Here is a 25,469-nt window from a genome sequence, read left to right on the forward strand (position 1 = left end):
GATACGCTGGTGTACCTGATGAAGGATGCGGGTAGGTGAGCAAGCGCCGCGCTAACGACGCACCCCCCAACCGGGCCGAGCTGGAAAAGCAGTTGTCGGCCGATATCCGGGCGATCACCGCACGATCCGACCGCGTGGGCCGGCACTTTGCGCGGGTAAACGAGGTGAGCAGCGGCGACTTCCACGCCCTGCTGCACATCATGGTCAGCGAGACCGCCGGCGCGCCGCTGACGCTGGCCCAGCTGCGCCAGCGCATGAACGTGTCGTCGGCGGCGATCACCTACCTCGTCGACCGGATGATCGAGGCCGGCCACATCCGCCGCGAGCCCGACCCGGCCGACCGGCGAAAGTGGCTGCTGCGCTACGAGGAGAGCGGCATGACGATGGCTCACTCCTTCTTCAGGCCCCTAGGCGCTCAAATGAGCGCCGCCATGACGGACCTCAGCGACAAAGACCTCGCCGCCGCGCACCGCGTGTTCACGGCGATGATCGACGCGATGACGACTTTCGAGGATGAGCTCACCCACGAGCCCATCAAGAGATCAGCCCGCGTCCGGCCTGGCGCCGCAGCGTCGCGTCGGCAGAACTCCAAACCCGTTGTCCGGTAAACGCCGCGGAGGCCGCGGCGACCGCCGCGATGGTGGCGGTCAACGTCGAAGCGCGCATCGACAATCCATCCCGTTCATGCGTTAGGTGGTACCCACGTCGGCGCCGGAGACTCGCACCTCGTGGTGAAATTCGCGCATGCCGTCGATGAAGGCGGTGAGCACCCGGTGCGCGGCGGTCAATTCGGTGTCCGCCAGGTCGGCCATCGCAATCTGGGTATGGGCGGCCAGAGGGGCAAAAAAGGCACGAGCCACGTCGAAATCCCGATCCGCGTAACGCAGTATCACCTTTCTGCGGTCGGCGGGGTCAGACTCGCGCCTGATGTGACCGGAGTTGATCATCCGCTCGACGAGATAGGTGATGGCCGCCGCGGACAGCCCCATCTTGTGGCGCAACTCCCCCGATGTCAGCGGAGCGCTCGCGCCCTCGGCCACCAAAATGTGCAGCAGCGCACGAAAGTCGCTGGGCCGCAGCTGATGCGCCGCCGCGAACACGCGGCCCAGCTCTTCGGACTCGGCGGCCAGCGCACGTGCGTCGGCCGCGACCAGCGCCTCGAGCCGCTCGCGTTCGGCGGCCCCCCGAACCGGGTTCATCAGAATTCCACCATACCGCCCCGACCATGTTTTGTTAACTTGATTAATGGTTAAGTGACTGAAATGCTTGACTTCGTGTCCTGGGAGAGGCTGGCGGCCGCCGTCACGGGCCGACGTTCCTGGCAACTGGGATTGATGACGGTTCTGCTGGGTATCGGCTTCATGGTGTTGATCGGTGGAAACGCGTCGGCGGGCCAGGCGCCGCTGTCGGTGCCCACCACCTCCGAATCGGCAACCGTGGAGACCCTGAGCCGTCAGTTCCCCAACGGCGATCGCGTGCCGCTGATCGCGGTGGTCAGCCGCGCTGACGGCGCCGCGCTCAGCACCTCCGACGTGGTCGCGGCCGGGGCCGCCCGCGACCGGATGCGGGCCGTCGTCGCGCCGTTCGGGGCCGCCGATCAGCAACCGCCCCTGGTGTCGGCAGACGGCCGGGCCGCGGTCGCGGTGGTACCCATCCGTGCCGACCTGTCCGGCATGGTGCTGCGCGACGGGGTCACCGTGCTGCGCAACGCCGCTGCGGCGGGCCTGCCCGCGGGATTGACGGTGCATGTCACCGGCGGCCCGGCCTTTGGCGCCGACATCGCCGACGCGTTCACCCACGCCAACATCACCCTGCTGGCCGTCACGGCATCGGTAGTGGCGCTGCTGCTCGTCGCGACGTATCGCTCGCCGGTGCTCTGGTTGGCGCCGCTGCTGGTGGTCGGATTCGCCGATCGCGTCGCCGCGGCTGTGGGCACCGCGGTGGCGTCGGTGACCGGGTTGAGTTTCGACGGCGCCACCTCCGGGATCACCAGCGTGCTGGTGTTCGGGGCGGGCACCAACTACGCCCTGCTGCTGATTTCCCGCTACCGCCAAGAGCTTCGGCGCACCGGCGATCATCGCGAAGCCCTGCGAAGCGCCGTGCGCATGGCCGGTCCGGCCATCCTCGCCAGCAACGCCACCGTGGTGCTGGCGTTGCTCACCCTGCTGTTCGCCTCGACGCCGAGCACCCGCAGCCTGGGCGCGCTGGCCGCCTGCGGGCTGGTCGTCGCGGCGGTCTCGGTGTTGGTGGTGTTGCCGCCACTGCTGGCGCTGTGTGGCAGACGGCTGTTCTGGCCGCTGATCCCCCGGCCGGAGAACACAGCCCCCGCGCCCGGCGCCTGGCACCGCGTCGCCGCGTGGGTGGCCCGTCGTCCCGCGGTAGTCGCCGCGGTCGCGATCGCTGTGCTGGCGATCCTTGGCGCGGGCCTGCTGAGCACCCGCATCGGCCTGTCGCAGACCGAGCAGTTCCGGGTGCGGGCGGACGCGGTCGCCGGCTATGACGTTGTGGCCGCGCACTTTCCAGCCGGCCTGGTGAATCCTGCCGTGGTCGTCGCACCGACCGACCGCGCGCCGCAGGTGCAGCAGGCGATCGACGGGACGCCCGGTGTGGTGTCGGCGAACGAGTCCGGTCGCTCGGTATCCGGTTTGACGAAGTGGTCGGTGGTCATCGACGGCGCCCCGTCGTCGGATAAGGCGTTCAACACCGTTGTCGCGCTGCGGCATTCGGTAAGCGACGCCGGGGCTCTCGTGGGTGGGCCCGACGCGCAGGCGCTCGATGTCCGCGACGCCGCCGCCCACGACCGCCACCTGCTGGTGCCGGCGATCCTGGCGGTGATCCTGGCCGTGCTGTATGTGCTGCTGCGCTCGGCGCTCGCACCGCCCGCCCTGCTGGCCGCAACGATTCTCGGCGCGCTGGCCGCACTCGGGCTGGGCGGCTGGGCCAGCCTGCATGTCTTTGGCTTCCCCGCGTTGGACAACAGCACCCCGCTGTTCGCCTTCCTGTTCCTGGCCGCCCTCGGCGTCGACTACACCATCTTTTTGGTCACCCGGGCCAGGGAAGAGGCGGCCAAGCACGGCACCCGCGAGGGCATGATTGGCGCGGTCTCGGCCACCGGCGGCGTGATCACCAGCGCGGGAATCGTTTTGGCCGCGGTGTTCTGCGTGCTGGGGGTGCTGCCCCTGATCGTGATGGCCCAGCTGGGCATCATCGTCGGCCTGGGCATCCTGCTCGACACCTTCGTGGTGCGCACGCTGGTCATCCCCGCGCTGTTCGAGCTCATCGGCGATCGCATCTGGTGGCCGGCCAACCCCGCCAACCCCGCCACACCCAAACATGCCGAAAGCGAGCGCGATTCGGCCCAACACGAGCGGAGCACACGATGAAGACGACAACACTCGCCGCAACCACCCTTGCCGTCGCCGCGGCGGCGGGCACCGGAAGCATCGCCAGCCCGGGCCGGGTCGCCGGCTGGTACACGCGGGTGCGCAAGCCGGCGTATCAGCCGCCCGGCGCCGTCTTCCCCGTCGTCTGGACCGCCCTGTACGCCGACATCGCCGCCACGTCGGCGGTGACCATCGACGCGTATCGCGCTGCGGGACAACCCGAAAAGGCGCGTCGCTACGCCGCGGCGCTGGGCGCCAACCTGGTGCTCAACGCGGGGTGGAGCTGGCTGTTCTTCCGCTACCACAAGCTCGGCGCGTCCGCTCTGGGCGCGGCCGTGCTGGCGGCCAGCAGCGCCGACCTGGCGCGCCGCGCGGCCCAGGCCGACCCGCGGGCCGGCGCGGCGCTGGCACCCTATCCGGCGTGGTGCGCCTTCGCGACCGCGTTGTCCACCCACATCTGGCGGCTCAACCGCGGTATCGAATAATGCCCGCGGTGTTGTGGTTTCGGCGCGACCTGCGGTTGGGTGACCACCCGGCGCTGGCGGCCGCGGCCGAGGACACCGACGTGTTGGCCTGCTTCGTGCTCGACCCGCGGCTGGAGAAATCGTCGGGAGCCCGGCGACTGCAATTCCTGGGCGACTCGCTGCGGCAGCTGCGCGACGACCTGGGCGGCAGGCTGCTGGTGGTCCGCGGCCGACCCGAAGAGCGGATCCCGTTGATCGCCACGGAGATCGACGCATCGGCCGTGCACGTCACGGACGACTTCGCGCCGTTCGGCCGGCGCCGCGACGAGCGGGTCCGCACCGCGCTGGGCTCGGTGCCGCTGGTGGCGACGGGCTCGCCATACCTGGTGTCCCCTGGCCGAGTCACCAAACCCAACGGCGATCCCTACCGGGTCTTCACCCCGTTTCTGCGCACCTGGCGCGAGGTCGGCTGGCGCAAGCCGGCACGGTCGGGCGCCGATGCTGCGCGCTGGATCGACCCCGCGCAGCTGCGTCAAAAGCCGTGCAAGATCCCCGACCCCGGCGTCACGCTCGACATCGAGGCCGGCGAGGCGGCTGCGCTCGGACAATGGAAGTCGTTCACCGACAAGGCATTACAGCACTATCACGACGACCGCAACCGGCCGGACCTGCCGGGCACCAGCAGGATGTCGGCGCACCTGAAGTTCGGCACCATCCATCCGCGGACCCTGGTCGCCGACCTCAACCTGCGCACCAAGGGGGCGCAGACCTATCTGCGGGAACTGGCATTTCGCGACTTCTACGCCGACGTGCTGCGCCAGTGGCCGACCAGCGCCTGGCACAACTGGAACAGCCAATTCGACGGCATCGCGACCGATACCGGGGCCGAGGCCAAGCGCCGCTTCGAATCCTGGAAGGACGGCAAGACCGGGTTCCCCATCGTCGACGCCGGCATGCGGCAGCTGCGCGAGAGCGGCTTCATGCACAACCGGGTGCGGATGATCGTGGCGTCGTTTCTGGTCAAGGACCTGCACCTGCCCTGGCAGTGGGGCGCGGGCTGGTTCCTCGATCAGCTCGTCGACGGCGACATGGCCAACAACCAGCACGGGTGGCAGTGGTGCGCCGGATCCGGCACCGACGCGGCGCCGTATTTCCGCGTGTTCAACCCGAGCACGCAGGGCGAGAAGTTCGACCCGTCGGGCGACTACATCCGCCGCTGGGTGCCTGAGCTGCGCGACGCCACCGACGCGCACCTGCGCAAAGCCGAGAGGCCCAAGGGATATCCGGCGCCGATCGTCGACCACGGCGCCGAGCGCGCCGAGGCCCTGCGCCGCTACCAAAGCCTCTAATTTTCGGCCAACCGTTTACTCGAAGCTGTTTGGCATGTAATTATCAGCCGATTCACAGTTGATTAAACGCACGGGAGGCGCTATGGCTGGGTCGGTCTTTCGGACATTGCTTGGTGCGGGCGCCGCCGCGGGGCTGATCGCCGCCGCTTCGGCGTGTTCGTGCTCGGTGGGATCGTCGTCGTCGCATGGCGTCCCCAAAGGCGATGTCGCAAGCCAGATCAGCGCGAAGATGACCGACCCCGCGGGCCTCAAGCCCGAATCGGTGTCCTGCCCGAACGACCTGCCCGCCAAAGTGGGGGCGCAACTGGACTGCACGATGAAGTCCAACGGCAAGAACTACGACGTCAACGTCACCGTGACCAGTGTCAACGGCAGCGACGTCAGGTTCGACATGGTGCAAAAGATCGACAAGACCCAGATCGCCAGCGACATCACCGCCAAGCTCACCGACGGCGCCGGCAACAAGCCGGATTCGGTGACCTGCCCGGACAACCTGCTGGCAAAGGTTGGGGCGCAACTGAACTGCACGATGAACGCCAAGAGCCAGACCTACAACGTCAACGTCACCGTGACGAGCGTCAGCGGCACCAACGTCAAATACGACATGGTGGAGACGGTCGACAAGGCACAGGTGGCCAGCATCATCAGCAATAAGGTCACGCCCCTACTCGGAGTCACCCCCGATTCGGTGACCTGCCCCGACAACCTGAAGGGTGTCGAGGGCGCCACGCTTCGCTGCCAGGTCAGCTCGGGCGGCAAGAACTACGGCGCCAACGTCACGGTCACCGACGTCGACGCCGGTGACGTCAGCTTCAACATCCTGCTCGACAACCAGCCGTCGTAGCCGGGCTCAATAGCCAACGGCCGCAAAGTAACCCACGACGCCGAACAATTCCGCGCCGACCGACAGGACCAACGTGGCGGTCGCGAACGGCCACGCCAGGCGGCGCCGAACCAGGCAGGCGATCGTGCACACGGCACCGACGAGCGCACACACGGCCGCCGCCGACACCGACAGCATCACCGCCGTGGCGGCCCGGTCCGCGCTGCATCGGTCGGGCGGACAGTAATCGGTGAAGGCCAGGAACATGAATTCGACGCCGGCGGCCGCGACCCAGCCGACGACGGCGACCACCAGCAGGACGATCGACAGCGGCCGGTCCCACCGGGGGTGCGAAGGCGCGCCACCCGCGGGGACGAACTGCGGTGCGGTCAGCGGGCCGCCTTCTTACGTTCGATGTCGGCCAGTGCGGCGGCCAGCTCGGCGCGCTGGGCTGCCGAACTCTCCCAGGACAATTGCCGGTTCTTGACCACCTTGGCCGGTGCCCCGACCGCGATCGAGAAATCGGGGACGACCCCGCGCACCACCGCGTGCGAACCGAGCACGCAGCCCCGCCCGATCGACGTGCCGCGCAACACCGTCACCTTGACCCCGACCCAGGTGTCCGGGCCAATCCTGATCGGGGACTTGATGATGCCCTGATCTTTGATGGGCAGCGTGATGTCGTCCATCCGGTGGTCGAAATCGCAGACGTAGCACCAGTCGGCCATCAGCACCGAATCGCCGAGCTCGATGTCGAGGTAGCAGTTGATCACGTTGTCGCGACCCAGCACCACCTTGTCGCCGAACCGCAGCGAGCCCTCGTGCGCGCGAATCGTGTTCTTGTCCCCGATGTGGACCCAGCGACCAATTTCCAGCTGCGCCAACTCGGGCGTCGCGTGGATCTCGACGCCCTTGCCGATGAACACCATTCCGCGCGTGATGATGTGCGGGTTAGCCAGCTTGAACTTCAGCAGCCGCCAATAGCGCACCAGGTACCACGGTGTGTAGGCGCGGTTGCGCAGCACCCACTTCAGCGACGCCAGCGTCAAGAACTTGGCCTGGCGTGGGTCCCGCAGCCGGTGGCCCCGCCAGCGGCGATGGACCGGCGCACCCCACATGGACGTCATGGCGCAAGAGCCTAACGCGGGCAATCACCGGCACGCGAACCGCCACGGGTTACCCTCACCTGTACTCGATCGCTGCCCGCGTCGCGGAAGGATTTGGACTTCGAGGTGCTTGCCGGACAACACGTCAGGCGTTGGTCGTCTGTGGTATTCGCGGCTGTGCTCGCCGGCGGCCTCGCCGGTTGCGGCAACACCGACTCGTGGGTCGACGCGGCGCCGTCGCCGGGCTGGCCCGCGCAGTACGCCGACGCTGCCAACAGCAGCTACACCGCGACGGGCGGCGCCACCAAGCTGTCGCTGCGATGGACGCGCTCCGTCAAGGGCAGTCTGGGGGCCGCCCCGGCGCTGAGCGACCGCAGCTACCTCGCCGTCAACGCCCAAACACCCGCCGGCTGTTCGCTGATGGAGTGGGAGAACGACAACAACGGCCGCCAGCGCTGGTGCGTGCGGCTGTTCCAGGGCGGCGGTTTCGCCAGTCCGTTGTTCGACGGCTTCGACAACCTGTACGTCGGCCAACCCGGGGCTTTCCTGTCGCTCCCGGTGACGCAGTGGACGCGCTGGCGGCAGCCGGTGATCGGAATGCCGTCCACCCCGCGGTTTCTCGGCGGCGGGCAGCTGCTGGTCAGCACGCACCTGGGGCAGGTGCTGGTGTTCGACGCGCACCGCGGCGAGGTGGTCGGCAGTCCGCTGGATCTGGTCGACGGCGTCGACCCGACCGACGCGACGCGCGGGCTGGCCGACTGCGCGCCGGCCCGCCAAGCCTGCCCGGTCGCGGCCGCCCCAGCGTACTCCACGGCCAGCTCGACGGTGGTGCTCGGCGTCTGGCAGCCGGGCGCCGCGGCGGCGGGGCTGGTCGGGCTGAAGTACCACGCCGGCCAGACGCCCCTGATCACCCGGGAGTGGACCAGCGACGCCGTGAGCGCCGGTGTGATCGCCAGCCCGGTGCTGTCGGCAGACGGCACGACGGTCTACGTCAACGGCCGCGATCAACGACTGTGGGCCCTGGCCGCCGCCGATGGGAAGCCGAAATGGTCAGTGCCGCTCGGCTTTCTGGCCCAGACGCCACCTGCGGTCACTCCGCAGGGGCTGATCGTGTCCGGCGGGGGCCCCGACGCGCGCCTGGTGGCGTTCAAGGACGCGGGCAGTCACGCCGATCAGGTCTGGCGCCGCGACGACGTCAGTCCGCTGGCATCGTCGAGCCTGGCCGGCTCCGGCGTCGGCTACACCGTCGCCAGCGGGCCGCCCAGCGGCGACCACCCGGGCATGTCGCTGCTGGTCTTCGATCCGGGCAACGGCCACACGCTGAACAGCTATCCGCTTCCGGCGGCCACCGGCTATCCCGTCGGCGTCTCGGTCGGCGCCGACCGCCGGGTGGTGACCGCGACCAGCGACGGTCAGGTGTACAGCTTCGCGCCCTGAGCGCGGGGCGTCAGATGGCCAGCGGCGGGATGGCGTTGCGCGGAACCTGGGCCTGGCTGAGGCCGGCGAACGCCGGCAGCATCTCCCCCGGCGCGAAGTAGAAGATCAGCTGGTCGTCGGTGATCGCGAAGTTCTGGTAGTGCGTCGAGTCGAGGCCCGTGGACGGCAATATCGCTGCGGCCACGGCATTTTGCCGTTCCAGGTCGCGCTGGACGAGCGGGAAGATGACGTCCAGCGGCGCGCCGCCGGGGCCGAACAGGTTGTCAATGGTGATGGGCTGCTTGCTGCCGAGGTTGTAGTTGAACGCCTTGTACCAGGTGGACGTGCGCGAGCCGCCCACGTCCTGAAAGAACTTGAGCACCACGCTGCGGGTGTTGTGCGGCGGCTGACCGGCGAAGCGCTGATCGCTGGTGGCTTCCATCTGATACGGCTGGTCGCGCGACCCCGAGGACTGCGCCACGGCGATGAACCCGTCGCGGTTCTGCGTGATGTAGTCGATCAGCGGCTGTTCGTCGGGATAGTCGGCCGGAAACGTCATCTTGAGCGTGTACATCGGACCGGTGGCCTGCACGTGACACAGCTGCCCGGGGTCGACGGAGCCGCCCAGGCTGGCACACGACGGCGGTTCGGCGGCCGCGGGCCCACCCAGCAGGACCGCGGTGAACAGCACCGCGGCCGCAAACAGATAACGCATAACGTGAATTGTCCTCGTCGAGTGAAAAAGGCGAGGCCCCCGAAGTGACCGCGGTCAGAATACCCGGGGGCTATCGCGAGGCCTGGCAGACGTAGGCCGTGGCGCGGGCGGCCGGCCCGGCGCCGAGGCGGGTGATCACTACCGACAGCGCCCTGGTGCCGCGCACCCGGAGCCGCCGCCGCAGCGCGTCGGGGTCCACCTGCAGGCCGCGGACCAGAATCTCGAGCGCCCCGCAGTCCAGCGCCGCGAGCGCCTGGCGCAGCCGGCGCTCGTCGAAGTCCAGCCGCTCGAGCACCTCGAAGCCGCGGACGTTCGCGGGCAGCTCGTCGCCGGACAGGTAGGCAATGTCGGGGTCGAGCTGCCACAGCCCGTGCCGGGCGCCGTAGTGGCGCACCAACCCGGCGCGGACCACGGCGCCGTCGGGGTCGACGATCCACCGCCCGGCCGGGCGCACACCACAGTCGTCGGGCTCGTTGTCGGTGAGGTGCTCGTCGCGATCGAGCACGCTCGCGCGGCGGCGCACGCCCGGCTCGGCCAGCCCGGCCGACCAGAGGCACGCCTCGCGCACCGAGCCGCGGTACGACGTCACCCCGATCTCGCCGTCGAACCCCATTCGTGCTAACTGCTCGAAATCTATTCCGGGAGCACACTTTACGACGAAGTCGCGGTCCCGGTAGGTGTCGATGAGGTGACCCAGGCCCGGCTGGTAGTCGTCGGGTGAGAATCGGCGTCGCCCGCCGCTGCGGCGCGCCGGGTCGACGACGATGACCGCGTCGCGGGTGATCGGGCGCAGCGCGTCGGCGCGGCAAAGACCGCCGCCGACGTTGTGCGCCGCCATCGCTAAACGCACCGGGTCGATGTCGCTGCCGAGCGCGTCGACCCGCGCCCGGCGCAGCGCGGCCAGTTCGGTGCCGATCGAACACGTCGCGTCGTGCACCACCCGGCCGGTCGCGGCCAGGCGGGCGGCCCGGTGCACGGCGACGGGCGCCGCGGTCGCCTGCTGCAGCGCCTCGTCGGTGAACAGCCAGCCCGACGCCTCGAATTCGCCCAGCTTGTCGACCGCGCGCCGGCGCAGCAGCATGGTTTCCATCAGGACCGGTGCCCGGTCGCCGAATCGGGCCCGCGCCTCGGTGGTGTCGGCGATGCGGGTCGCGTCGGTCAGCGCGAATTCGGCGACTGCCGCCAGCGCGGCGCCACCGGCTTCCGAGCGCAGATAGCTGACGTCGTCGGTGGTGAAGCGCAGACCGCCACTCAGGAGGGTTTGACCCCGGTGACCATCACGTTGTAGAACCAGCCCTTCGGGGCCAGGTGCCGCCAGACGTTGGCATCGACCCAGCTCAACGTCTTCCAGCCGTTGAACGCGAACTTCGCCCAACCCCAGCCCAGCCGCCCGGGCGGCACCGACGCCTCGAACGTGCGGACCGGCCAGCCGAACATCGCCGCCGTGAACTCCTCGCTGGCGGTTTCGACGTCGACGGCCCCGGCGCTGGTGGCCATCCGCTCCAGGTCCTCGGGCGCGAAGGTGTGCAGGTCGACGATCGCCTCCAGCGCCGCGACGCGGGAGGACTCGTCGAGCTCGACCTGCGGGCGTCGCCAGCCGCCCAGGCCGGGCAACTTGGTGACGTTGGTGGCGATTCGCCAGGTCAGCGTGGACAACGACCGGGCGTAGACCTCGCCGGTGTTGGTCGGCTCGCCGGCGAAGACGAACCGGCCGCCCGGCTTGAGCACCCGGATCACCTCGCGCAGCGACAGCTCGACGTCGGGGATATGGTGCAGCACCGCGTGGCCCACGACCAGGTCAAAGGTGTCGTCGTCGTAGGGAATGCCCTCGGCGTCGGCGACGCGGCCGTCGATGTCCAGTCCCAGCGACTGCCCGTTGCGGGTGGCGACCTTGACCATGCCCGGCGACAGGTCGGTGACCGACCCGCGCCGCGCGACGCCGGACTGGATCAGGTTGAGCAGGAAAAACCCTGTGCCGCAGCCTAATTCGAGGGCGCGGTCGTACGGAAGCTCGGCGAGGACCTGGTCGGGCACGATCGCGTCGAACCGGCCGCGGGCGTAGTCCACGCAGCGCTGGTCGTAGGAGATCGACCACTTCTCGTCGTAGGTCTCGGCCTCCCAGTCGTGGTAGAGCACCTGGGCGAGCTTGGTGTCGTGCCGGGCGGCCTCGACCTGATCGGCCGTGACATGGCCGGCCGGAGTTACGTCGGTCATGCAGGGCAGCCTAATCGCACGGCGAATCAGGGGTGCTTGCCCCCAGCGATGGTGCTGAGGTGGTGGTGCCGTTTGTCTGGGTGAAGTGCTAATCGGCAGCGGCGACCTAAAATCGACGACGTGGCCGACGTTCTTGGGGTCAGCGACGCCGGGCTGCAAGCACTGGCAGCCCATTGCGAGACGGTGTCGGCGGGTATGGTGGCTGCGGCGCCGGTGCCCAGCGTAGGCCTACCAATCCAGGCGACGTCCGGAGCCGTAGGTGCTGCGCATGCCGCCGTCGAGGAAGTCATTACCGCCTTGGCCGAGCGAGCGCAGACAAGCACAGTCAAATCCGCCTTGACGGGCGCCCAATTTGCAACGACGGACGCCGCCGGCGCGCAGCAAGCCGCCGCTGTCGGTAACTCGATACCCCAGGTGTAGCCAGTGGCGGCGGTTGGTGGTGCCGGAGCGCCGTCCCTCTCGGAGATCGAAGCCTGGGATGTCGCTCACCTAGAAAACGCAGCGACGGGCTGGAAAGCCACTGCCGAGCATTGGGAGTCCTCCTTCACGTCGATTCATCGGGCGACCGTGTCGCCGGGCGGCAGCGTGTGGGAGGGTCTCGCCGCCGAGGCGGCACAAGAGAGAGCCTTGGCCGATCTGGTCAAGGTCCGGGGGCTCGCCGATGCCCTCCACGAATCCGCCGCGATAGCGCGCAGAGGAGCTGAAACTCTCGATTCCGCCAAGCGCAGTGTGCTGGATGCGGTCGAGGAAGCCACCAGCGCCGGATATGTTGTAGGCGAAGATCTTTCGGTAATGCCGACGCGAGCCGGTTTGGCAGCCCAGGCGCAGGCGCAGGTTTACGCCGCGGGCATCCAAGAACGGGCCGCGCAGCTGGTCGCCCACGACGCGGCAATCGCCACCAACATCACCGCTGCTACCGCGCCCCTGCAGAGCGTCACTTGCCCCGAAGCCCCGGCGTCACCCGTGGCTCGGGCGCTCGGTGCCGGTTTCAAGCTGGACCACGAGCGGGACCCCTACACCGATCAACCCGCGCATGGCCCCTTCGAGCCAGTCTCGCCAGGGAAAACACAGTTCGATCCGAAAACTGGAACCGTCCAAGGCGGCGGGGGCGGCGCCGGTAACTTTGGCGAAAAGGGCCCACCGGGGCCAGGCCTAGGCGGCGGCGGAGGGCCGGTAATACCCAAAAACGCTCGGGATGTGCTGCAGCAGATCGATGCGGGAAAATGGCCAGGCGCTGCCAACGCCCCAGGCACCAAGGGCGGAAGCGCATTTGCGAACACGCCGCCCCCGGGCCGACCACCGCTTCTGCCGGCCACTGACTCATCGGGCAAACCAATTACGTACCAGGAGTGGGACGTCAATCCCAAGGTGCCGGGCCAGGGGCGCGATGAGCAACGCATCATTACTGGTAGTGACGGATCGGCTTGGTATACCAATGATCATTACGGAACATTCCACAGGATGCGATAGCGATGGCACACACAGTGACGCTCGACAAATTCTTACTGCACGCGACCGATGGCCCATCCTGCGTTGCTATACGTCATGAGACGCCGTCGCCGGTGTTGCCTCCGGCCGGAGTCGAATTTCGTACCGTTGATGGTGGGGACGCAAAAACGCTGGACGCCCTCTTCGATGCCTTCGCAAAGGTCTGGGAGTTTCCGCCCTGGTTCGGCGGCAATTACGCGGCCTTCGATGATTTCATGCGGGATCTCGACAACATGACTGATAAAGCCCTTGAGAAGCCGCCTGCGCGCGGATATCTAACCGAGGTCACTAATTCCCATCTCCTGCTAATCGACGAGCCCGAAGTTTTCTCTTGGTTCGCCAACAAGATGTCGTTCTACCGGGACTACTATCGCGACGAGCTCACACCGCCAGCGGCCTTCGCATTGTTGCTTTCTGCTCCTGCTGACAAGCTCCACGAGGTCGGTGAACGCTGGCTATCCGTCGGCGTCCAAGTCTCAGACGTGGACGCCTGAGCACCGAGTGTGTCCGATCAAGCCGCGCAGATCGGTAGAGACGTCATGGCGAATGTGCCCGAAGGCTCAAGACTGGGAACATTGGTCGATAGGCTCAATCAACTGCACATCGGGGGTCAGCAACAGGCTGCGGAGGCAGCAGACGCCGCGGCGAAAGCGGCGGGGGGCCAAACTGCTTGGATTGTCAACGGCCCTGTCATCCCGAGTGTCGGGGAAGCCATCATGGTAGCCCCGGATGGAACGATTTCTGTATTTCGGGGCGACCTCTTCCAGTTCCTGCCGAAGTAATGGAGTGGGCGATGAATGTAACCGCGGTAACCGACTTCGAGGTCTATCTCCTGATGACAATGAAGCCACGGCTGTCTTTAGCCGATACCCGGGGCTTGTTGGATGCCCGACTGAGCAGGATAGGGGCCTCTTTGGACGATGCGGTGCGTATTCACGAACGAACAGCCGCTGCGCTGACCGAAGAGGCGTCGCGATTTCGAGACATGAAGGCGCTCTTGGGAATTCCTGAAGATGGCGCCACGTCGCTGATTACGACAGTGTGTTGTGGCCCGGGTTTTGCTTCACCGCCCGTGCTGACGAACACGGGTTACTCGAGTCAGCACGTTACTCGCACACCCAGCGCACACCGATCGATGTCGAATCTCCGGTTCAACTGGCCCTTGGAGCGTCGACATTCCAGCATTTGATGAGCTTTTCGGTCCTACCCGTCGACGTGAGAAGAGGCCACTGTTCGACGACATCCTTCCAGCACACGAAGCGTACGAGTTTTTGTGGAAGGGAGATCGCTATTGGGCGTCATTCCTTTGGGGGCTTTTCTTGTCGTCGTCGATGTACTGGGACTGAAGTCGCCAAGACGTCAAGAATGCCGGGACCCTAACGGCCGCGCGCGCCGCCCTCGAACACCGCATTGATCCCGGCCTTCGCGGCGGCCAGCGCCTGCCAAGGTGAAGCGATGCGGCCAGGTCACTACCTAGGCGCCGGGACCGTGTCGTTGTACCGTTGTTGAACAAATCACTGCGTTGTGCTCGGACGAAGAGAACCGCCGTGGATTTTGCGTTGCTGTGTCCGGAGGTCAATTCCGGGCTGATGTATACCGGTCCAGGGGCGGGGCCGATGCTGTCGGCCGCCGCCGAGTGGGGGGCGGCCGCAGCCCAGCTGAATCTGCCGCAACCGGCTACGCGTCGTCAGTGTCGGAGCTGACCGGCCTGGCCTGGTTCGGGCCGTCGTCGGCGGCGATGGCGGGTGCGGCCGCGCACCACATGGCGTGGCTGCAGACCACCGCCGCATTGGCGCAGCAAACCGCTGCCCAAGCCTATGGGGCGGCCGCGGCCTACGAGGTGGCGTCTGCGATGACGGTGCCGCCGTGGGCAGTCGCGGCAAACCGGGCGCACTTGATGATGCTGATCGCGACCAACTTCCTCGGACAAAACACCCCGGCCATCGCCGCCACCGAAGCCCAGTACATGGAGATGTGGGCCCAGGACGCCGCCGCGTGCAGATGACCAGCCAGCAGGTCAGCTCCGCCGTCGGCAGCGACCCGGTCCTCGGGCCCGGCACCTACACCGCCGGCAGCTACGCCAACGGCACCGTCGTCGTCGGCCCCAACGGCTTGCTGACCGTCGCCAACGGCGGCAGCATCATCACCCCGAACCAAGCCGGAGCCGTCGTCGTCAACGGCAACCTCTTCATCAACACCGGCAGCACCCTCAGCCTCGGCCCCGGCAGCAGCTTCACCCTCCAGACCGGCGCCTCTGCCATCATCTCGAACGGCTTCACTACCACCCTTACGAACAGCACCGTCACCGTCTCCGGCGTCTTCCAGTCCTTCGGCGAGCTAACGATTTCGGACAGCATCATCAACCTCGCAGGCGGCCACTTCGTCAACGGCTTCGGCAGCAGCCTGACGGTCGTGAACAGCGTCGTCACCGCCAGCGGATCCGGCGGCTTTGCAAGCCAAACCGGCAACGTCGTGGCCTTAGGCGCGTTGACCAGCTCACCAGGCCTGGCGGGAACCGCAGGAATCCAACCCCAGCTCAACGTCGATGGGCTGTTGGAATGGGCTCGTACCGCATCGGCTGCTGACCTCGCCGGAGCGCTCGGTTGAGTGCAGCCTGCTCGCAGACGGATGTGGTCCCTCGCGCCGAAGAACCGCCTAGCCGGACAGGATCTCGGCCGCCCCGAACTTCACGTTGTCGCCGCTGATCTGAGGTGAAGTGCTAATCGGCGGCGGCGACATAAAATCGACGACGTGGCCGATCGAAGCCTGGGATGTCGCTCACCTAGAAATCGCGGCGACGGGCTTGGGAAGTGGTGATTAAATGTCGTCCAATAAGACAACGGTGCGGCGCATGACCGAAAAGTATAAGGATTTAATTTCCAGGTTCATCAATCGGCGGATTTCAGCTGAGGAATTTGAATCAGCTTATCTCGTGTTATTTAAGAATGACAACGATCAAGTTTCGGGTACCGAGTTCAATACACTTGAAAAATTATTTTTCGCCATCGATGACTACGTCGCCGACCCTAAATTGCGCAAAGCTGTGCACGGCTTAGACGGGGAGCAACTACGTGCGAGCGCGCGTGATACCTACCAAATGCTGTACCCCGCGTAGACCCCGCAGCTGAACGGAAAGTGATGAATACAATCCCTAACTCCGCAATAGTCGAATTCGAAACTTACGTGCTCATGACGATGAAGCTCAGGGTCAAGATGTCAAAGGAGGAAGCTGAGCTCGAAGCCAAGTTATCCGAACAGGGGCTGTCGGTCGACGACGCGCAGCGTGTACACGATCGAGTAGCCGACTTTCTTGGTGGCGAGGCATCCTTCTTTCAGAACACGAAAAAACTGTTGGGCGCCGATCCGGCAGCTTCGTCGCTGGAATTCAGCAGCGTGTTATGGCCGGGATTTGAGTTTAAAGTGATCACAAACGGAGGCGGGCGGCTTGAGTCGGCGCGGTACTGGCACCGCAGCCGCGACGTGCCCATCGTCAAGTTACCCATCGGGCTGCCTATCTGGAGCATGGATGTCACTGAATTCAACGAGCGATTTGGCCCGCTGAACGGTGGTCGTAAGTTTCCGTTATTCGACGAACTTCTTCCGGCATACGAAGAATACCAATTCGAGTGGGGCGAAGAAAACTATGGCGCGGGATTTTGTTGGGGACTCTTCATGGTTTCAGCGATGTCGTGGGATTGAACGCAAGTCCGCGACCTAGGCCCCGAACACGGCATTGATCCCCGCCTTGGCGGCGGCCAGCGCGTCGGCCGGGCCGTCCAGGAAACGCCGCACCCACACCGCGGCGGCGTCGTAGACGTCGTCCGGGGCCACCATCTCGTCGATCAGGCCCAGCGCCAGGGCCTCCTCGGCGTCGAAGAAGCGCCCGCTGAACGCCAGCTCCTTGGCCTTGCTCTCCCCTGCGGCCCGGGTCAACCGCGCCAGCCCGCCGGGCACCCGGCCGGACAGGATCTCGGTGGCGCCGAATTTCACGTTGTCGCCGCTAATCCGCCAATCGGCCGCCAGCGCCAGGGTCAGCCCGGCGCCCAGTGCATAGCCGGTGATCGCGGCGACGGTCGGTTTCGGGATGGCCGCGACGGCATCGACGGCATCGGCGCGCACACGATCGGCCATGTCGGCCTCGGCGGCGGTCAGCCGCGCCCGCTCGGCCATGTCATCACCGGCGGAGAAGATCTGGTGGCCGCCGAACAGGATCACCGCGGCGACGTCGTCACGCCGCCCCAATTCTTCTGCCGCGGCAGCGATCTCGCGGTAGACCTGGCGGGTCATCGTGTTGGTCGGCGGACGCGACACGAGCAGCACGCCCAGGCCGGCGTCCTGCGTGCCATCGCTGACCACGACGTGGACGAACTCACTCAATGCCGCCACCCCAGGCCGCCCTTTTCCCGGGCTTCGTGATATCGGTCGGAATCGAAGAACTCGAAAACCCAGTTGTCGCCCTGGATTTCGAGATTCGGCTGCACCGCGACGATCTGTCGTTCGACCGCCAATACCTCCTCGACGGTGCGGTCGGCCAGCGAGTCCAGCTGAGTCCAGGTCGGCGGCAGCAGGAAGAGGTTGCCGGCCTCGAACTCGTCGATCGCGGCCCGCGGCGTCGTCCAGCCGGCGAGGTCGGATTCGGTGTTCTCGCCGTCGGCGCGCTGGCCCTCCGGCAGGGCGCCGACGAAGAAGTAGGTGTCGTAGCGGCGGGTGCGCTCAGCTTCGGGCGTGACCCAGTTGGCCCACGGCCGCAGCAGATCGGAACGCAGCACCAGGTTTTCGGTGCGCAGGAAGTCGGCGAACGACAGCGACCGCTGCGCCAGCGCCTGGCGGGCGTCGCCGTACACCGAGGCGTCGGCCACGATGCCGTCCGGGTCGCCGGCCGGCCCGGCGAACAGCACACCGGACTCCTCGAAGGTTTCGCGGGCGGCGGCGCAGACCAGCGCCTCGGCCAGGTCGGGCTCGACGCCGAAGCGCTGCGCCCACCAGTCCGGTGATGGCCCGGCCCACGCGATGTCGGCGTTGCGGTCGCGGTCGTCGACGCCGCCGCCGGGAAACACCACCGTGCCCGCGGCAAACTCCATTTGCGCGTGCCGGCGCATCAGGAAAACCGCGATGCCCTTGCGGCTCTCGCGGACCAGCATCACGGTGGCCGCCGGCCGGGTCGGCAGCGGCTCGGGAGTCGTCGTCATTCCAGCCTCCTGCGGTGAGCCGCGCGGGTACGGATGCGCCGCGCGAAGTAACGCCCGTCGACCGCCTCCAGGGCGATCGACTGCCCGAACGCGGCGGACAGGTTCTCGGCGGTCAGCACGTCGGGCAGCAGGCCCGCCGCGACCACCTGGGCCTCCGACAGCAGCAGGCAGTGCGTGAAGCCGGGCGGAACCTCCTCGACGTGGTGCGTGACCAGGACCAGCGCCGGCGCGTCGGGGTCCGCGGCCAGATCGGTCAGCCGGGCCACCAGCTCCTCGCGGCCACCCAGGTCCAGGCCGGCGGCGGGCTCGTCGAGCAGTAGCAGCTCCGGGTCGGTCATCAGGGCCCGCGCGATCAGCACCCGCTTGCGCTCGCCCTCGGACAGCGTCCCGTAGGTGCGGTCGGCGAGGTGCTCGGCGCCCAGGCTCTCCAGCATGTCGATCGCCCGCTGGTAATCGATGTCCTCGTAGCGTTCCCGCCACCGGCCCAGCACCGCGTAGCCGGCCGAGACGACCAGATCGCGCACCACCTCGTCGCTGGGGATCCGCTGCGCCAGCGCCGACGAGCTGAGCCCGATCCTCGACCGCAGCTCCGACACGTCGATGCGGCCCAGCCGCTCCCCCAAGACGAACGCCACGCCGGTCGTCGGGTGTTCGGCCGCCGCCGCGATCCGCAGCAGCGACGTCTTGCCTGCGCCGTTGGGGCCGATGATCACCCAGCGCTCGTCGAGCTCGACGGCCCAATCCAGCGGGCCGACCAGAGTGTTCCCGTTGCGGCGCAGGGACACGTCGCGGAAGTCGATCAGCAGATCCGGATCGGCTACTACGTCATCGCCCACCGGGCCAGCTTCCGAACCAGTTTCGGACACGCGATTATCGTGCCGTACCGCGGCGCGGCGACGGCTGTCGGGTCGCCGCGGTCACGGCCCTTCCCAGGGGATCTCGACGCGCTGCACGCCGAGGTCGCCGGCGTCGGCGGCCTCGATCTCCCCGCGCGTGACGCCGAGCAGGAACAGCACGGTGTCCAGGTACGGGCTGCTCAACGACGCGTCCGCGACGGCTCGCAGCGCGGGCTTGGCGTTGAACGCGATCCCCAACCCGGCCGCCGACAGCATGTCGATGTCGTTGGCGCCATCACCGACGGCGACGGTCTGCTCCATCGGCACGCCGGCCTGCGCCGCGAAGTCGCGCAGCGCCTTGGCCTTACCGGGGCGGTCGATGATCGGTCCGACGACCCGGCCGGTCAGGGTGCCGTCGACGATCTCCAGCTCGTTGGCCGCGACGAAGTCGAGCATCAGTTCGTGGGCGAGCGGTTCGATGATCCGCCGGAACCCGCCGGACACCACGCCACAGCGAAAACCCAAGCGGCGCAACGTGCGTAGCGTGGTTCGGGCACCGGGCATCAGCTCCAGCTGCTCGGCGACCTCGTCGATCACGGTCGCGGGCAGGCCCGCCAGCGTCGCCACCCGCTGGTGCAACGACTCGGCGAAGTCCAGCTCGCCGCGCATGGCCGCGTCGGTGATCGCGGCGACCGCGCCCTCGGCGCCCGCGCGAGCGGCCAGCATCTCGATGACCTCGCCTTGCACCAGCGTCGAATCGACGTCGAACACGACCAGCCGCTTGGCCCGCCGCTCCAGGCTGTAGTCCTCGACCGCGATGTCGACGCGCTCGGCGGACGAGACCCGGTTCAGCGTGGTCCGCAGCGCGACGTCGGCGCCCTGCGGCACCGACACCCGCAGCTCCAGGCCGGTCACCGGGTAGTCGGACACGCCGCGGATGAGGTCGATGTTGACGCCCAGCGCCGCGACCTCCTGGGCCACCGCGCCGAACGCCGAGGCGGTGATCGGCCGGCCCAGAACGTAAATGGTGTGCGTGGACGGGTCCCGGATGATCGGCACGTCGTCGCTGCGCTCGATGGTGACGTCGAGGCCCACCGCATGAATGGCGTCCTCGACGCCGTCGCCGACCACGATGCTTTCGGCGACCTCCGGCGGGCAGGACAGCAGCACACCCAGCGTCAGGCGGCCCCGGATGACCACCTGCTCCACGTTGAGCAATTCGATCCCGTGGCCGGACAGCGCCTCAAAGAGCGCCGATGTCACACCTGGCTGATCCACTCCGGTGACGGTGATCAGCACCGACACCTTGGGTGGCGTGTTCACCCGCGAGTGCCCCCGCTATGCGTCATTCGGTGCGGACGCTGACGTCGTCAAGCCGGGTGACGTCGTGGCCCTCGGAGCCGTGTGACCGGCCGACGTGCGACTCCGCGCGCATTCGCTCCACCATGTGCGGGTAGTGCAGCTCGAACGCGGGCCGCTCGGAGCGGATGCGCGGCAGCTCGGTGAAGTTGTGCCGCGGCGGCGGGCAACTGGTCGCCCACTCCAGCGAGTTGCCGTAACCCCACGGGTCGTCGACGGTGACGACTTCGCCGTAGCGCCAGCTCTTGAAGACGTTCCACACGAACGGGAACATCGACGCGCCCAGGATGTAGGCGCCGATCGTGGAAACCACGTTCAGGGTTTGGAAGCCGTCGGTCGGCAGGTAGTCGGCGTACCGGCGCGGCATGCCCTCGTCACCCAGCCAGTGCTGCACCAGGAAGGTGGTGTGGAAGCCGATGAACGTCAGCCAGAAGTGCAGCTTGCCCAGTCGCTCGTCCAGCAGCCGGCCGGTCATCTTCGGGAACCAGAAGTAGATGCCGGCGTAGGTGGCGAACACGATCGTGCCGAAGAGCACGTAGTGGAAGTGCGCGACGACGAAGTAGCTGTCCGTGACCTGGAAGTCCAGCGGCGGGCTGGCCAGCAGCACGCCGGTCAGACCACCCAGCAGGAAGGTCACCAGGAACCCGACCGAGAACAGCATCGGGGTCTCAAACGTCAACTGGCCCTTCCACATTGTGCCGATCCAGTTAAAGAACTTGATCCCGGTGGGCACCGCGATCAGGTACGTCATGAACGAGAAGAACGGCAGCAGAACGGCTCCGGTGGCGAACATGTGGTGCGCCCACACCGCGACCGACAGCGCGGCGATCGACAGCGTCGCGTAGACCAGCGTGGTGTAGCCGAAGATCGGCTTGCGGGAGAACACCGGGAACACCTCGGTCACGATGCCGAAGAACGGCAGCGCGATGATGTACACCTCGGGGTGGCCGAAGAACCAGAACAGGTGCTGCCACAACAGAACTCCGCCGTTGGCCGGGTCGTAGACGTGGGCGCCCAGGTGGCGGTCGGCGGCCAGCCCGAACAGGGCGGCGGTCAGCAGCGGGAACGCGATCAGCACCAGGATCGACGTCACCAGGATGTTCCAGGTGAAGATCGGCATCCGGAACATCGTCATGCCCGGCGCGCGCATGCAGACCACGGTGGTGATCATGTTGACCGCGCCCAGGATGGTGCCCAGACCGGCGACGATCAGGCCCATGATCCACAGGTCACCGCCGGGGCCGGGCGAGTGGATCGCGTCAGTCAGCGGGGTGTAGGCAGTCCAGCCGAAGTCGGCGGCCCCACCCGGGCAGATGAAGCCGGCCATACCGATCGTGGCGCCGAACAGGAACAGCCAGAATGAAAAGGCGTTCAGTCGAGGGAAAGCCACGTCGGGCGCACCGATCTGCAGCGGCAGCACCAGGTTGGCGAAGCCGAACACGATCGGAGTGGCATAGAACAGCAGCATGATCGTGCCGTGCATGGTGAACAGCTGGTTGAACTGCTCGTTCGACAGGAACTGCAGACCCGGCGCCGCCAGCTCCGTGCGCATCAGCAGCGCCAGGATGCCGCCGATCAAGAAGAAGGCGAAGCACACGACGCAGTACATGATGCCGATCAGCTTGTGATCGGTGGTGGTGATCAGCTTGTAGATCAGGTTCCCTTTGGGACCGGTCCGTGCCGGGTACGGGCGAACGGCCTCGAGTTCTCCCAAGGGGGGCGCTTCGGCTGTCAACAGCTCCTCCAAACATCCATCCCAGACAGGGGTTCCCCCGAATCTTAGCCCCCTGATAGGTCGCAGGCAGTGCTGGTCCTACAAACTGTCGTAATTGGGCCATGGCCGCGTCGGCGCACCGGTTCCCAGCTGGCCGGATGTTAGCGTCGGACGCGTGCAATCCGGCGGGGCGCGACCCACACAGAGGCCTACACAAAGGCCCAGCGGCAGACCCATCAAGGGGCGCCTGGCGACCCTTGCCGCGATCGCCGCGGCCGTGGTCCTGGCGTGCGCCGGTTGCGGTTCGTCGCAGCCTGCCCCGAAGGGGTCTGCGGGCCACCCGCTGATCACCCCGACCACCCAGATCGCGGGCGCCGGCGTGCTGGGCAACGACCGCAAGCCCGACGAGTCCTGCGCGCACGACCCGGCCGCGGCCGATTCCGGGCCGTCGACGCGACAGGCCCACAACGCGGCGGGCGTCACCCCCGCCACCGTCGACGTCCCCGCCGAGGCGCAACGCATCGTGGTCCTCTCCGGCGACCAGCTCGATGGCCTCTGCGCGCTGGGCCTGCAGTCCCGCGTCATCGCCGCCGCGGTTCCCGACGGCTCCCCTAGCCAGCCCACCTATCTGGGCAACGCGGTGCACGTCCTGCCGGGCGTCGGGACCCGCAGCAACCCCGACCTGAAGGCGATCGCGTCGGCACACCCCGACCTGATCCTGGGTTCGCAGGGCCTGACGCCGAAGCTGTATCCAAAGCTGGCCGCGATCGCCCCGACGGTGTTCACCGCGGCGCCCGGCGCGGCATGGCAGGACAATCTGCGCGCCCTCGGTGCCGCCACCGCGCGCGGCGACGCCGTCGACGGGCTGATCAAGAGGTTCAACGCGCGGGCGGACCAGATCGGCGCCGCGCACGACGCCGCGCACTTCCAGGCCTCGATCGTCCAGCTGACGCCCACCACCCTGCGGATCTACGGGGCCAGCAACTTCCCGGCCAGCGTGCTGTCCGCGGTCGGCGTGGACCGGCCCGCCGCCCAGCGGTTCACCGACAAGCCGTACCTCGAAATCGGCGCTACCGATGGGGATCTCGCGAAGGGGCCGGACCTCTCGGCGGCCGATGCCGACGTCATCTACCTGTCGTGCACCTCGCCGGCCGCAGCCGACCGTGCCGCCGTCCTGCTGGACAGCGACCCCTGGCGCAAGCTTTCCGCCAATCGCGACAACCGCGTTTACATCGTCAACGACGAGGTATGGCAGTCGGGTGAGGGCGTGATCGCGGCCCGGGGGATCGTGGACGACCTACGTCTGGTGAACGCCCCGATCAACTAGCACCGGAGCTGCTGGTACGCACTCATCGTCATAAGCTGATATGTGATCTGTTCGCCGACGACTGGCTTCAGACCTTTACCTTAGCTAATCTTTTAAGAGACGCATACGACTCGAAGAGGAATTTCTGATGAGCACTGTTTCGGCCTACGCCGCCACCTCGGCGACCGAACCGCTGACCAAGACGACCATCGAACGGCGTGACCCGGGACCTAGCGACGTCGCGATCGACATCAAGTTCGCCGGCATCTGCCACTCCGACATCCACACCGCCAAGAGCGAGTGGGGCGTGCCGAACTATCCCCTCGTCGTGGGCCACGAGATCGCCGGCGTGGTGAGCGCCGTCGGCTCCGAGGTGACCAAGTACAAGGTGGGCGACCACGTCGGTGTGGGCTGCATGGTGAATTCCTGCGGTCAGTGCAGCAGCTGCAAGGCCGGGCTGGAGAACTATTGCAAGCGGGGCGCGACCTTCACCTACAACGCCGTCGACCGAGACGGCACCATCACGCAGGGCGGCTACAGCCAGGCGATCGTCGTCGACGAGAACTTCGTCCTGCGCATCCCCGACTCGCTGCCACTGGACAAGGCGGCTCCGCTGCTGTGCGCGGGCATCACGCTGTTCTCCCCGCTGCGGCACTGGAAGGCCAGCAAGGACACGCGCCTGGCGGTCATCGGCCTGGGTGGCCTCGGGCACATGGGCGTCAAGCTGGGCGCGGCGATGGGCGCCGAGGTGAGCGTGCTGTCACAGTCGCTGAAAAAGATGGAAGACGGACTTCGGTTGGGCGCCAAGCATTATTACGCCACTTCCGACCGCGGCACCTTCAAGCAGTTGCGCAGCAGCTTCGACCTGATCCTGAACACCGTGTCGGCGAACCTGAAGCTCGACGACTACGTGAGCCTGCTCGACGTCGACGGCACGCTCGTGGAATTGGGTATCCCCGAGCACCCCATGCAGATCGGGGCGTTCCCGCTGGCGCTGGCGCGCCGCAGCCTGTCCGGGTCGAACATCGGCGGGATCCCCGAAACCCAAGAGATGCTTGACTTTTGCGCCGAGCACGACGTGACCCCCGAAATCGAGGTCATCGAAGCGGATTACGTCAACGAGGCCTACGAGCGCGTCCTGGCCAGCGACGTGCGCTACCGCTTCGTCATCGACATCTCAACTTTGTGAGACACCCTCTGCCAGGTCGTGGCGGCAGGCGATCTCTTCGGCGGCTTCGCCGTGCTCGTCGCCGGGAATCACTTCGCTGACGTCGATGCCCGCCAACGGCCAACCGGCGGCGGCCAGGGTGGCGGCGACGCGAATGATGTTCTCGCGACCCGGGTCTTTGTGAGTCGTCTGCGAAATGAACTCGGAGATCTCGCTTTTGTTGATCGGGCCGTCCGCGTCGGGGTGCGCCTCCTTGAGGTTGACGACCACGTCGTGGAGCTGTTCCTCGGACAGCGGGGTGCTACGCAGCAAGGCGAACAGCGCCACCTGGTCGGGCCCGGGAACGCCTTGCGGGTAGCCGACATCGAGCCAGCGCACGACGGAACGGAGAAACTTCGCATGCTTGTGAGAGTGAGTTGACGTCACCTCACCAGTCTCACGGTTGGGGCACCGCCCTGGCTTCGGAGCAGCGGCACTATTCATGCGGCGTTCATGCCCCGAACATCTTCGACGAGGAATTTGCTCGCCGCACGGAATGTGACTAGTCGTCGGAGACGACGGGCCAGCCGTCGAGCTCCTCCAGATGGCGCTGGACGCGTTCCATGTCGGCGGGCGACGGCAGCTCGTCGGTGATGCGTGTGATGGCCGCGCCGATGTCGGCGATGTCGGTCGTGAAGTCGCGCAACGCGCCATCGGCCGCCAGCTGGCTGGCCACCGCCGCGATCTCCTCATCGGTGAGCCGTCGACGCAACAGCGCGACGAGCGGAATGTAGTCGGTTTGCGGGACGCCTTGCGGGTAACCAGCGCGAATGAACGCCACAAATCGGGCCACCAGCTCACTCAACTGCACGCGACACCCCACATCGTTCACCAACGCTCAGCCCAACTTACCTGCGCGCCGCATATACCCCACGCCGCCTTGCGCGGCGGCCTACCGTT

General features: G+C 67.2%; 26 protein-coding genes and 2 pseudogenes. 15 read left to right on the forward strand and 13 right to left on the reverse strand.

Annotation, left to right across the window (positions count from 1 at the left end):
* Positions 1–35: 35 nt before the first annotated feature.
* Positions 36–608 (forward strand): MarR family winged helix-turn-helix transcriptional regulator, encoded by a 573-nt coding sequence (locus MRAB57_RS27835; protein ID WP_077090202.1) that lies wholly within the window; start codon positions 36–38, stop codon positions 606–608.
* An 81-nt stretch (positions 609–689) separates the two neighbouring features.
* Here the strand turns inward: MRAB57_RS27835 and MRAB57_RS27840 are convergent, their stop codons facing one another.
* Positions 690–1,199: a MarR family winged helix-turn-helix transcriptional regulator gene (locus MRAB57_RS27840; RefSeq protein ID WP_077090203.1), complete on the reverse strand. Its 510-nt coding sequence runs from the start codon at positions 1,197–1,199 to the stop codon at positions 690–692.
* A gap of 63 nt (positions 1,200–1,262) precedes the next feature.
* Here MRAB57_RS27840 and MRAB57_RS27845 point away from each other — a divergent pair, with 63 nt between their 5' ends.
* From MRAB57_RS27845 to MRAB57_RS27860, 4 genes are all read left to right on the forward strand, one after another.
* Positions 1,263–3,383, forward strand: a complete 2,121-nt coding sequence (locus MRAB57_RS27845; RefSeq protein WP_077090204.1) for an MMPL family transporter — start codon at positions 1,263–1,265, stop codon at positions 3,381–3,383.
* On the forward strand, positions 3,380–3,868 hold the full coding sequence (locus MRAB57_RS27850) for a TspO/MBR family protein (protein ID WP_077090205.1): 489 nt from the start codon (positions 3,380–3,382) through the stop codon (positions 3,866–3,868). The genes MRAB57_RS27845 and MRAB57_RS27850 overlap by 4 nt, the downstream gene beginning before the upstream one ends.
* A complete protein-coding gene (locus tag MRAB57_RS27855) occupies positions 3,868–5,196 on the forward strand; it encodes a cryptochrome/photolyase family protein (RefSeq protein WP_077090206.1) in 1,329 nt (442 codons plus the stop codon). Before MRAB57_RS27850 ends, MRAB57_RS27855 begins: the two co-directional genes overlap by 1 nt.
* An 82-nt stretch (positions 5,197–5,278) precedes the next feature.
* The gene (locus MRAB57_RS27860; RefSeq protein ID WP_077090207.1) at positions 5,279–6,040 is read left to right on the forward strand and encodes a DUF4333 domain-containing protein; all 762 of its coding nucleotides are present in this window, start codon (positions 5,279–5,281) and stop codon (positions 6,038–6,040) included.
* A gap of 6 nt (positions 6,041–6,046) precedes the next feature.
* Here MRAB57_RS27860 and MRAB57_RS27865 read toward each other — a convergent pair whose 3' ends face one another.
* Positions 6,047–6,331, reverse strand: coding sequence for a hypothetical protein (locus tag MRAB57_RS27865; protein WP_245836029.1), 285 nt, complete (start codon positions 6,329–6,331; stop codon positions 6,047–6,049).
* Between the two features lie 77 nt (positions 6,332–6,408).
* On the reverse strand, positions 6,409–7,146 hold the full coding sequence (locus MRAB57_RS27870) for an acyltransferase (protein ID WP_077090209.1): 738 nt from the start codon (positions 7,144–7,146) through the stop codon (positions 6,409–6,411).
* Positions 7,147–7,287: 141 nt separating this feature from the next.
* Here MRAB57_RS27870 and MRAB57_RS27875 point away from each other — a divergent pair, with 141 nt between their 5' ends.
* Positions 7,288–8,562, forward strand: coding sequence for an outer membrane protein assembly factor BamB family protein (locus MRAB57_RS27875; protein ID WP_216823767.1), 1,275 nt, complete (start codon positions 7,288–7,290; stop codon positions 8,560–8,562).
* 10 nt (positions 8,563–8,572) lie between these two features.
* On the opposite strand, the gene MRAB57_RS27880 is transcribed toward MRAB57_RS27875, so the two are convergent.
* The 3 genes from MRAB57_RS27880 to MRAB57_RS27890 form a co-directional block, all read right to left on the reverse strand.
* Positions 8,573–9,256, reverse strand: a complete 684-nt coding sequence (locus MRAB57_RS27880) for an esterase (protein ID WP_077090211.1) — start codon at positions 9,254–9,256, stop codon at positions 8,573–8,575.
* 70 nt (positions 9,257–9,326) lie between these two features.
* Positions 9,327–10,550 carry a THUMP-like domain-containing protein gene (locus MRAB57_RS27885; RefSeq protein WP_077090924.1) on the reverse strand — a complete coding sequence of 408 codons (1,224 nt, stop codon included), beginning with the start codon at positions 10,548–10,550 and terminating at the stop codon, positions 9,327–9,329.
* Positions 10,508–11,470 (reverse strand): class I SAM-dependent methyltransferase, encoded by a 963-nt coding sequence (locus MRAB57_RS27890; protein ID WP_077090212.1) that lies wholly within the window; start codon positions 11,468–11,470, stop codon positions 10,508–10,510. Before MRAB57_RS27890 ends, MRAB57_RS27885 begins: the two co-directional genes overlap by 43 nt.
* Before the next feature lie 120 nt (positions 11,471–11,590).
* Here MRAB57_RS27890 and MRAB57_RS27895 point away from each other — a divergent pair, with 120 nt between their 5' ends.
* The 7 genes and pseudogenes from MRAB57_RS27895 to MRAB57_RS27930 all read left to right on the forward strand — a co-directional run bounded on the left by MRAB57_RS27895 (position 11,591) and on the right by MRAB57_RS27930 (position 16,657).
* Complete coding sequence (locus tag MRAB57_RS27895) at positions 11,591–11,890, forward strand: hypothetical protein (protein WP_077090213.1); 300 nt, start codon at positions 11,591–11,593, stop codon at positions 11,888–11,890.
* Positions 11,891–11,893: 3 nt separating this feature from the next.
* Positions 11,894–12,940: a ribonuclease domain-containing protein gene (locus tag MRAB57_RS29690; RefSeq protein WP_077090214.1), complete on the forward strand. Its 1,047-nt coding sequence runs from the start codon at positions 11,894–11,896 to the stop codon at positions 12,938–12,940.
* A 2-nt stretch (positions 12,941–12,942) separates the two neighbouring features.
* Positions 12,943–13,452 (forward strand): barstar family protein, encoded by a 510-nt coding sequence (locus MRAB57_RS27905; RefSeq protein ID WP_077090215.1) that lies wholly within the window; start codon positions 12,943–12,945, stop codon positions 13,450–13,452.
* A gap of 1,095 nt (positions 13,453–14,547) precedes the next feature.
* Positions 14,548–14,954: pseudogene (locus MRAB57_RS27915) on the forward strand (PPE family protein); the annotation flags it as partial.
* Positions 14,954–15,565, forward strand: coding sequence for a hypothetical protein (locus MRAB57_RS27920; protein ID WP_157900673.1), 612 nt, complete (start codon positions 14,954–14,956; stop codon positions 15,563–15,565). The pseudogene MRAB57_RS27915 and the gene MRAB57_RS27920, both read left to right, overlap by 1 nt.
* A 244-nt stretch (positions 15,566–15,809) precedes the next feature.
* On the forward strand, positions 15,810–16,073 hold the full coding sequence (locus MRAB57_RS27925; protein ID WP_077090219.1) for a colicin immunity domain-containing protein: 264 nt from the start codon (positions 15,810–15,812) through the stop codon (positions 16,071–16,073).
* Between the two features lie 74 nt (positions 16,074–16,147).
* Positions 16,148–16,657 carry a hypothetical protein gene (locus MRAB57_RS27930; RefSeq protein WP_245836030.1) on the forward strand — a complete coding sequence of 170 codons (510 nt, stop codon included), beginning with the start codon at positions 16,148–16,150 and terminating at the stop codon, positions 16,655–16,657.
* 24 nt (positions 16,658–16,681) lie between these two features.
* Here MRAB57_RS27930 and MRAB57_RS27935 read toward each other — a convergent pair.
* From MRAB57_RS27935 to ctaD, 5 genes and pseudogenes are all read right to left on the reverse strand, one after another.
* A pseudogene (locus MRAB57_RS27935) lies at positions 16,682–17,335 on the reverse strand (enoyl-CoA hydratase); the annotation flags it as partial.
* Complete coding sequence (locus MRAB57_RS27940; protein ID WP_077090220.1) at positions 17,332–18,147, reverse strand: NUDIX hydrolase; 816 nt, start codon at positions 18,145–18,147, stop codon at positions 17,332–17,334. The gene MRAB57_RS27940 and the pseudogene MRAB57_RS27935, both read right to left, overlap by 4 nt.
* Complete coding sequence (locus MRAB57_RS27945) at positions 18,144–19,013, reverse strand: ABC transporter ATP-binding protein (RefSeq protein WP_108638024.1); 870 nt, start codon at positions 19,011–19,013, stop codon at positions 18,144–18,146. The genes MRAB57_RS27940 and MRAB57_RS27945 overlap by 4 nt, the downstream gene beginning before the upstream one ends.
* Positions 19,014–19,064: 51 nt before the next feature.
* Entirely contained in the window at positions 19,065–20,306 is a 1,242-nt protein-coding gene (gene serB, locus MRAB57_RS27950) for a phosphoserine phosphatase SerB (RefSeq protein WP_077090222.1), read from the reverse strand.
* Positions 20,307–20,328: 22 nt separating this feature from the next.
* A complete protein-coding gene (ctaD, locus tag MRAB57_RS27955) occupies positions 20,329–22,077 on the reverse strand; it encodes an aa3-type cytochrome oxidase subunit I (protein WP_077090926.1) in 1,749 nt (582 codons plus the stop codon).
* Between the two features lie 226 nt (positions 22,078–22,303).
* Between ctaD and MRAB57_RS27960 the strand changes: the two genes are divergently transcribed.
* Both MRAB57_RS27960 and MRAB57_RS27965 read left to right on the forward strand, forming a co-directional pair.
* A complete protein-coding gene (locus MRAB57_RS27960; protein WP_216823781.1) occupies positions 22,304–23,383 on the forward strand; it encodes an iron-siderophore ABC transporter substrate-binding protein in 1,080 nt (359 codons plus the stop codon).
* 127 nt (positions 23,384–23,510) lie between these two features.
* Positions 23,511–24,551 carry an NAD(P)-dependent alcohol dehydrogenase gene (locus MRAB57_RS27965; protein ID WP_077090223.1) on the forward strand — a complete coding sequence of 347 codons (1,041 nt, stop codon included), beginning with the start codon at positions 23,511–23,513 and terminating at the stop codon, positions 24,549–24,551.
* Here the strand turns inward: MRAB57_RS27965 and MRAB57_RS27970 are convergent.
* On the reverse strand, positions 24,540–24,956 hold the full coding sequence (locus MRAB57_RS27970) for a DUF3349 domain-containing protein (RefSeq protein ID WP_077090224.1): 417 nt from the start codon (positions 24,954–24,956) through the stop codon (positions 24,540–24,542). The genes MRAB57_RS27965 and MRAB57_RS27970 overlap by 12 nt on opposite strands.
* Positions 24,957–25,071: 115 nt before the next feature.
* Positions 25,072–25,380, reverse strand: a complete 309-nt coding sequence (locus MRAB57_RS27975) for a DUF3349 domain-containing protein (protein ID WP_245836032.1) — start codon at positions 25,378–25,380, stop codon at positions 25,072–25,074.
* Between the last annotated feature and the right edge of the window lie 89 nt (positions 25,381–25,469).

Source organism: Mycobacterium rhizamassiliense, from assembly GCF_900157375.1.
Lineage (GTDB): Bacteria > Actinomycetota > Actinomycetes > Mycobacteriales > Mycobacteriaceae > Mycobacterium > Mycobacterium rhizamassiliense.

What these genes read in the sequence shown, in the direction of transcription:
- MRAB57_RS27840 (WP_077090203.1), bottom strand. Translation starts at nt 1,199, where the DNA reads ATGAACCCGGTTCGGGGGGCCGCCGAACGCGAGCGGCTCGAGGCGCTG.
- MRAB57_RS27845 (WP_077090204.1), top strand. Translation starts at nt 1,263, where the DNA reads ATGCTTGACTTCGTGTCCTGGGAGAGGCTGGCGGCCGCCGTCACGGGC.
- MRAB57_RS27850 (WP_077090205.1), top strand. Translation starts at nt 3,380, where the DNA reads ATGAAGACGACAACACTCGCCGCAACCACCCTTGCCGTCGCCGCGGCG.
- MRAB57_RS27855 (WP_077090206.1), top strand. Translation starts at nt 3,868, where the DNA reads ATGCCCGCGGTGTTGTGGTTTCGGCGCGACCTGCGGTTGGGTGACCAC.
- MRAB57_RS27860 (WP_077090207.1), top strand. Translation starts at nt 5,279, where the DNA reads ATGGCTGGGTCGGTCTTTCGGACATTGCTTGGTGCGGGCGCCGCCGCG.
- MRAB57_RS27870 (WP_077090209.1), bottom strand. Translation starts at nt 7,146, where the DNA reads ATGACGTCCATGTGGGGTGCGCCGGTCCATCGCCGCTGGCGGGGCCAC.
- MRAB57_RS27880 (WP_077090211.1), bottom strand. Translation starts at nt 9,256, where the DNA reads ATGCGTTATCTGTTTGCGGCCGCGGTGCTGTTCACCGCGGTCCTGCTG.
- MRAB57_RS27890 (WP_077090212.1), bottom strand. Translation starts at nt 11,470, where the DNA reads ATGACCGACGTAACTCCGGCCGGCCATGTCACGGCCGATCAGGTCGAG.
- MRAB57_RS27905 (WP_077090215.1), top strand. Translation starts at nt 12,943, where the DNA reads ATGGCACACACAGTGACGCTCGACAAATTCTTACTGCACGCGACCGAT.
- MRAB57_RS27925 (WP_077090219.1), top strand. Translation starts at nt 15,810, where the DNA reads ATGACCGAAAAGTATAAGGATTTAATTTCCAGGTTCATCAATCGGCGG.
- MRAB57_RS27930 (WP_245836030.1), top strand. Translation starts at nt 16,148, where the DNA reads ATGACGATGAAGCTCAGGGTCAAGATGTCAAAGGAGGAAGCTGAGCTC.
- MRAB57_RS27940 (WP_077090220.1), bottom strand. Translation starts at nt 18,147, where the DNA reads ATGACGACGACTCCCGAGCCGCTGCCGACCCGGCCGGCGGCCACCGTG.
- MRAB57_RS27965 (WP_077090223.1), top strand. Translation starts at nt 23,511, where the DNA reads ATGAGCACTGTTTCGGCCTACGCCGCCACCTCGGCGACCGAACCGCTG.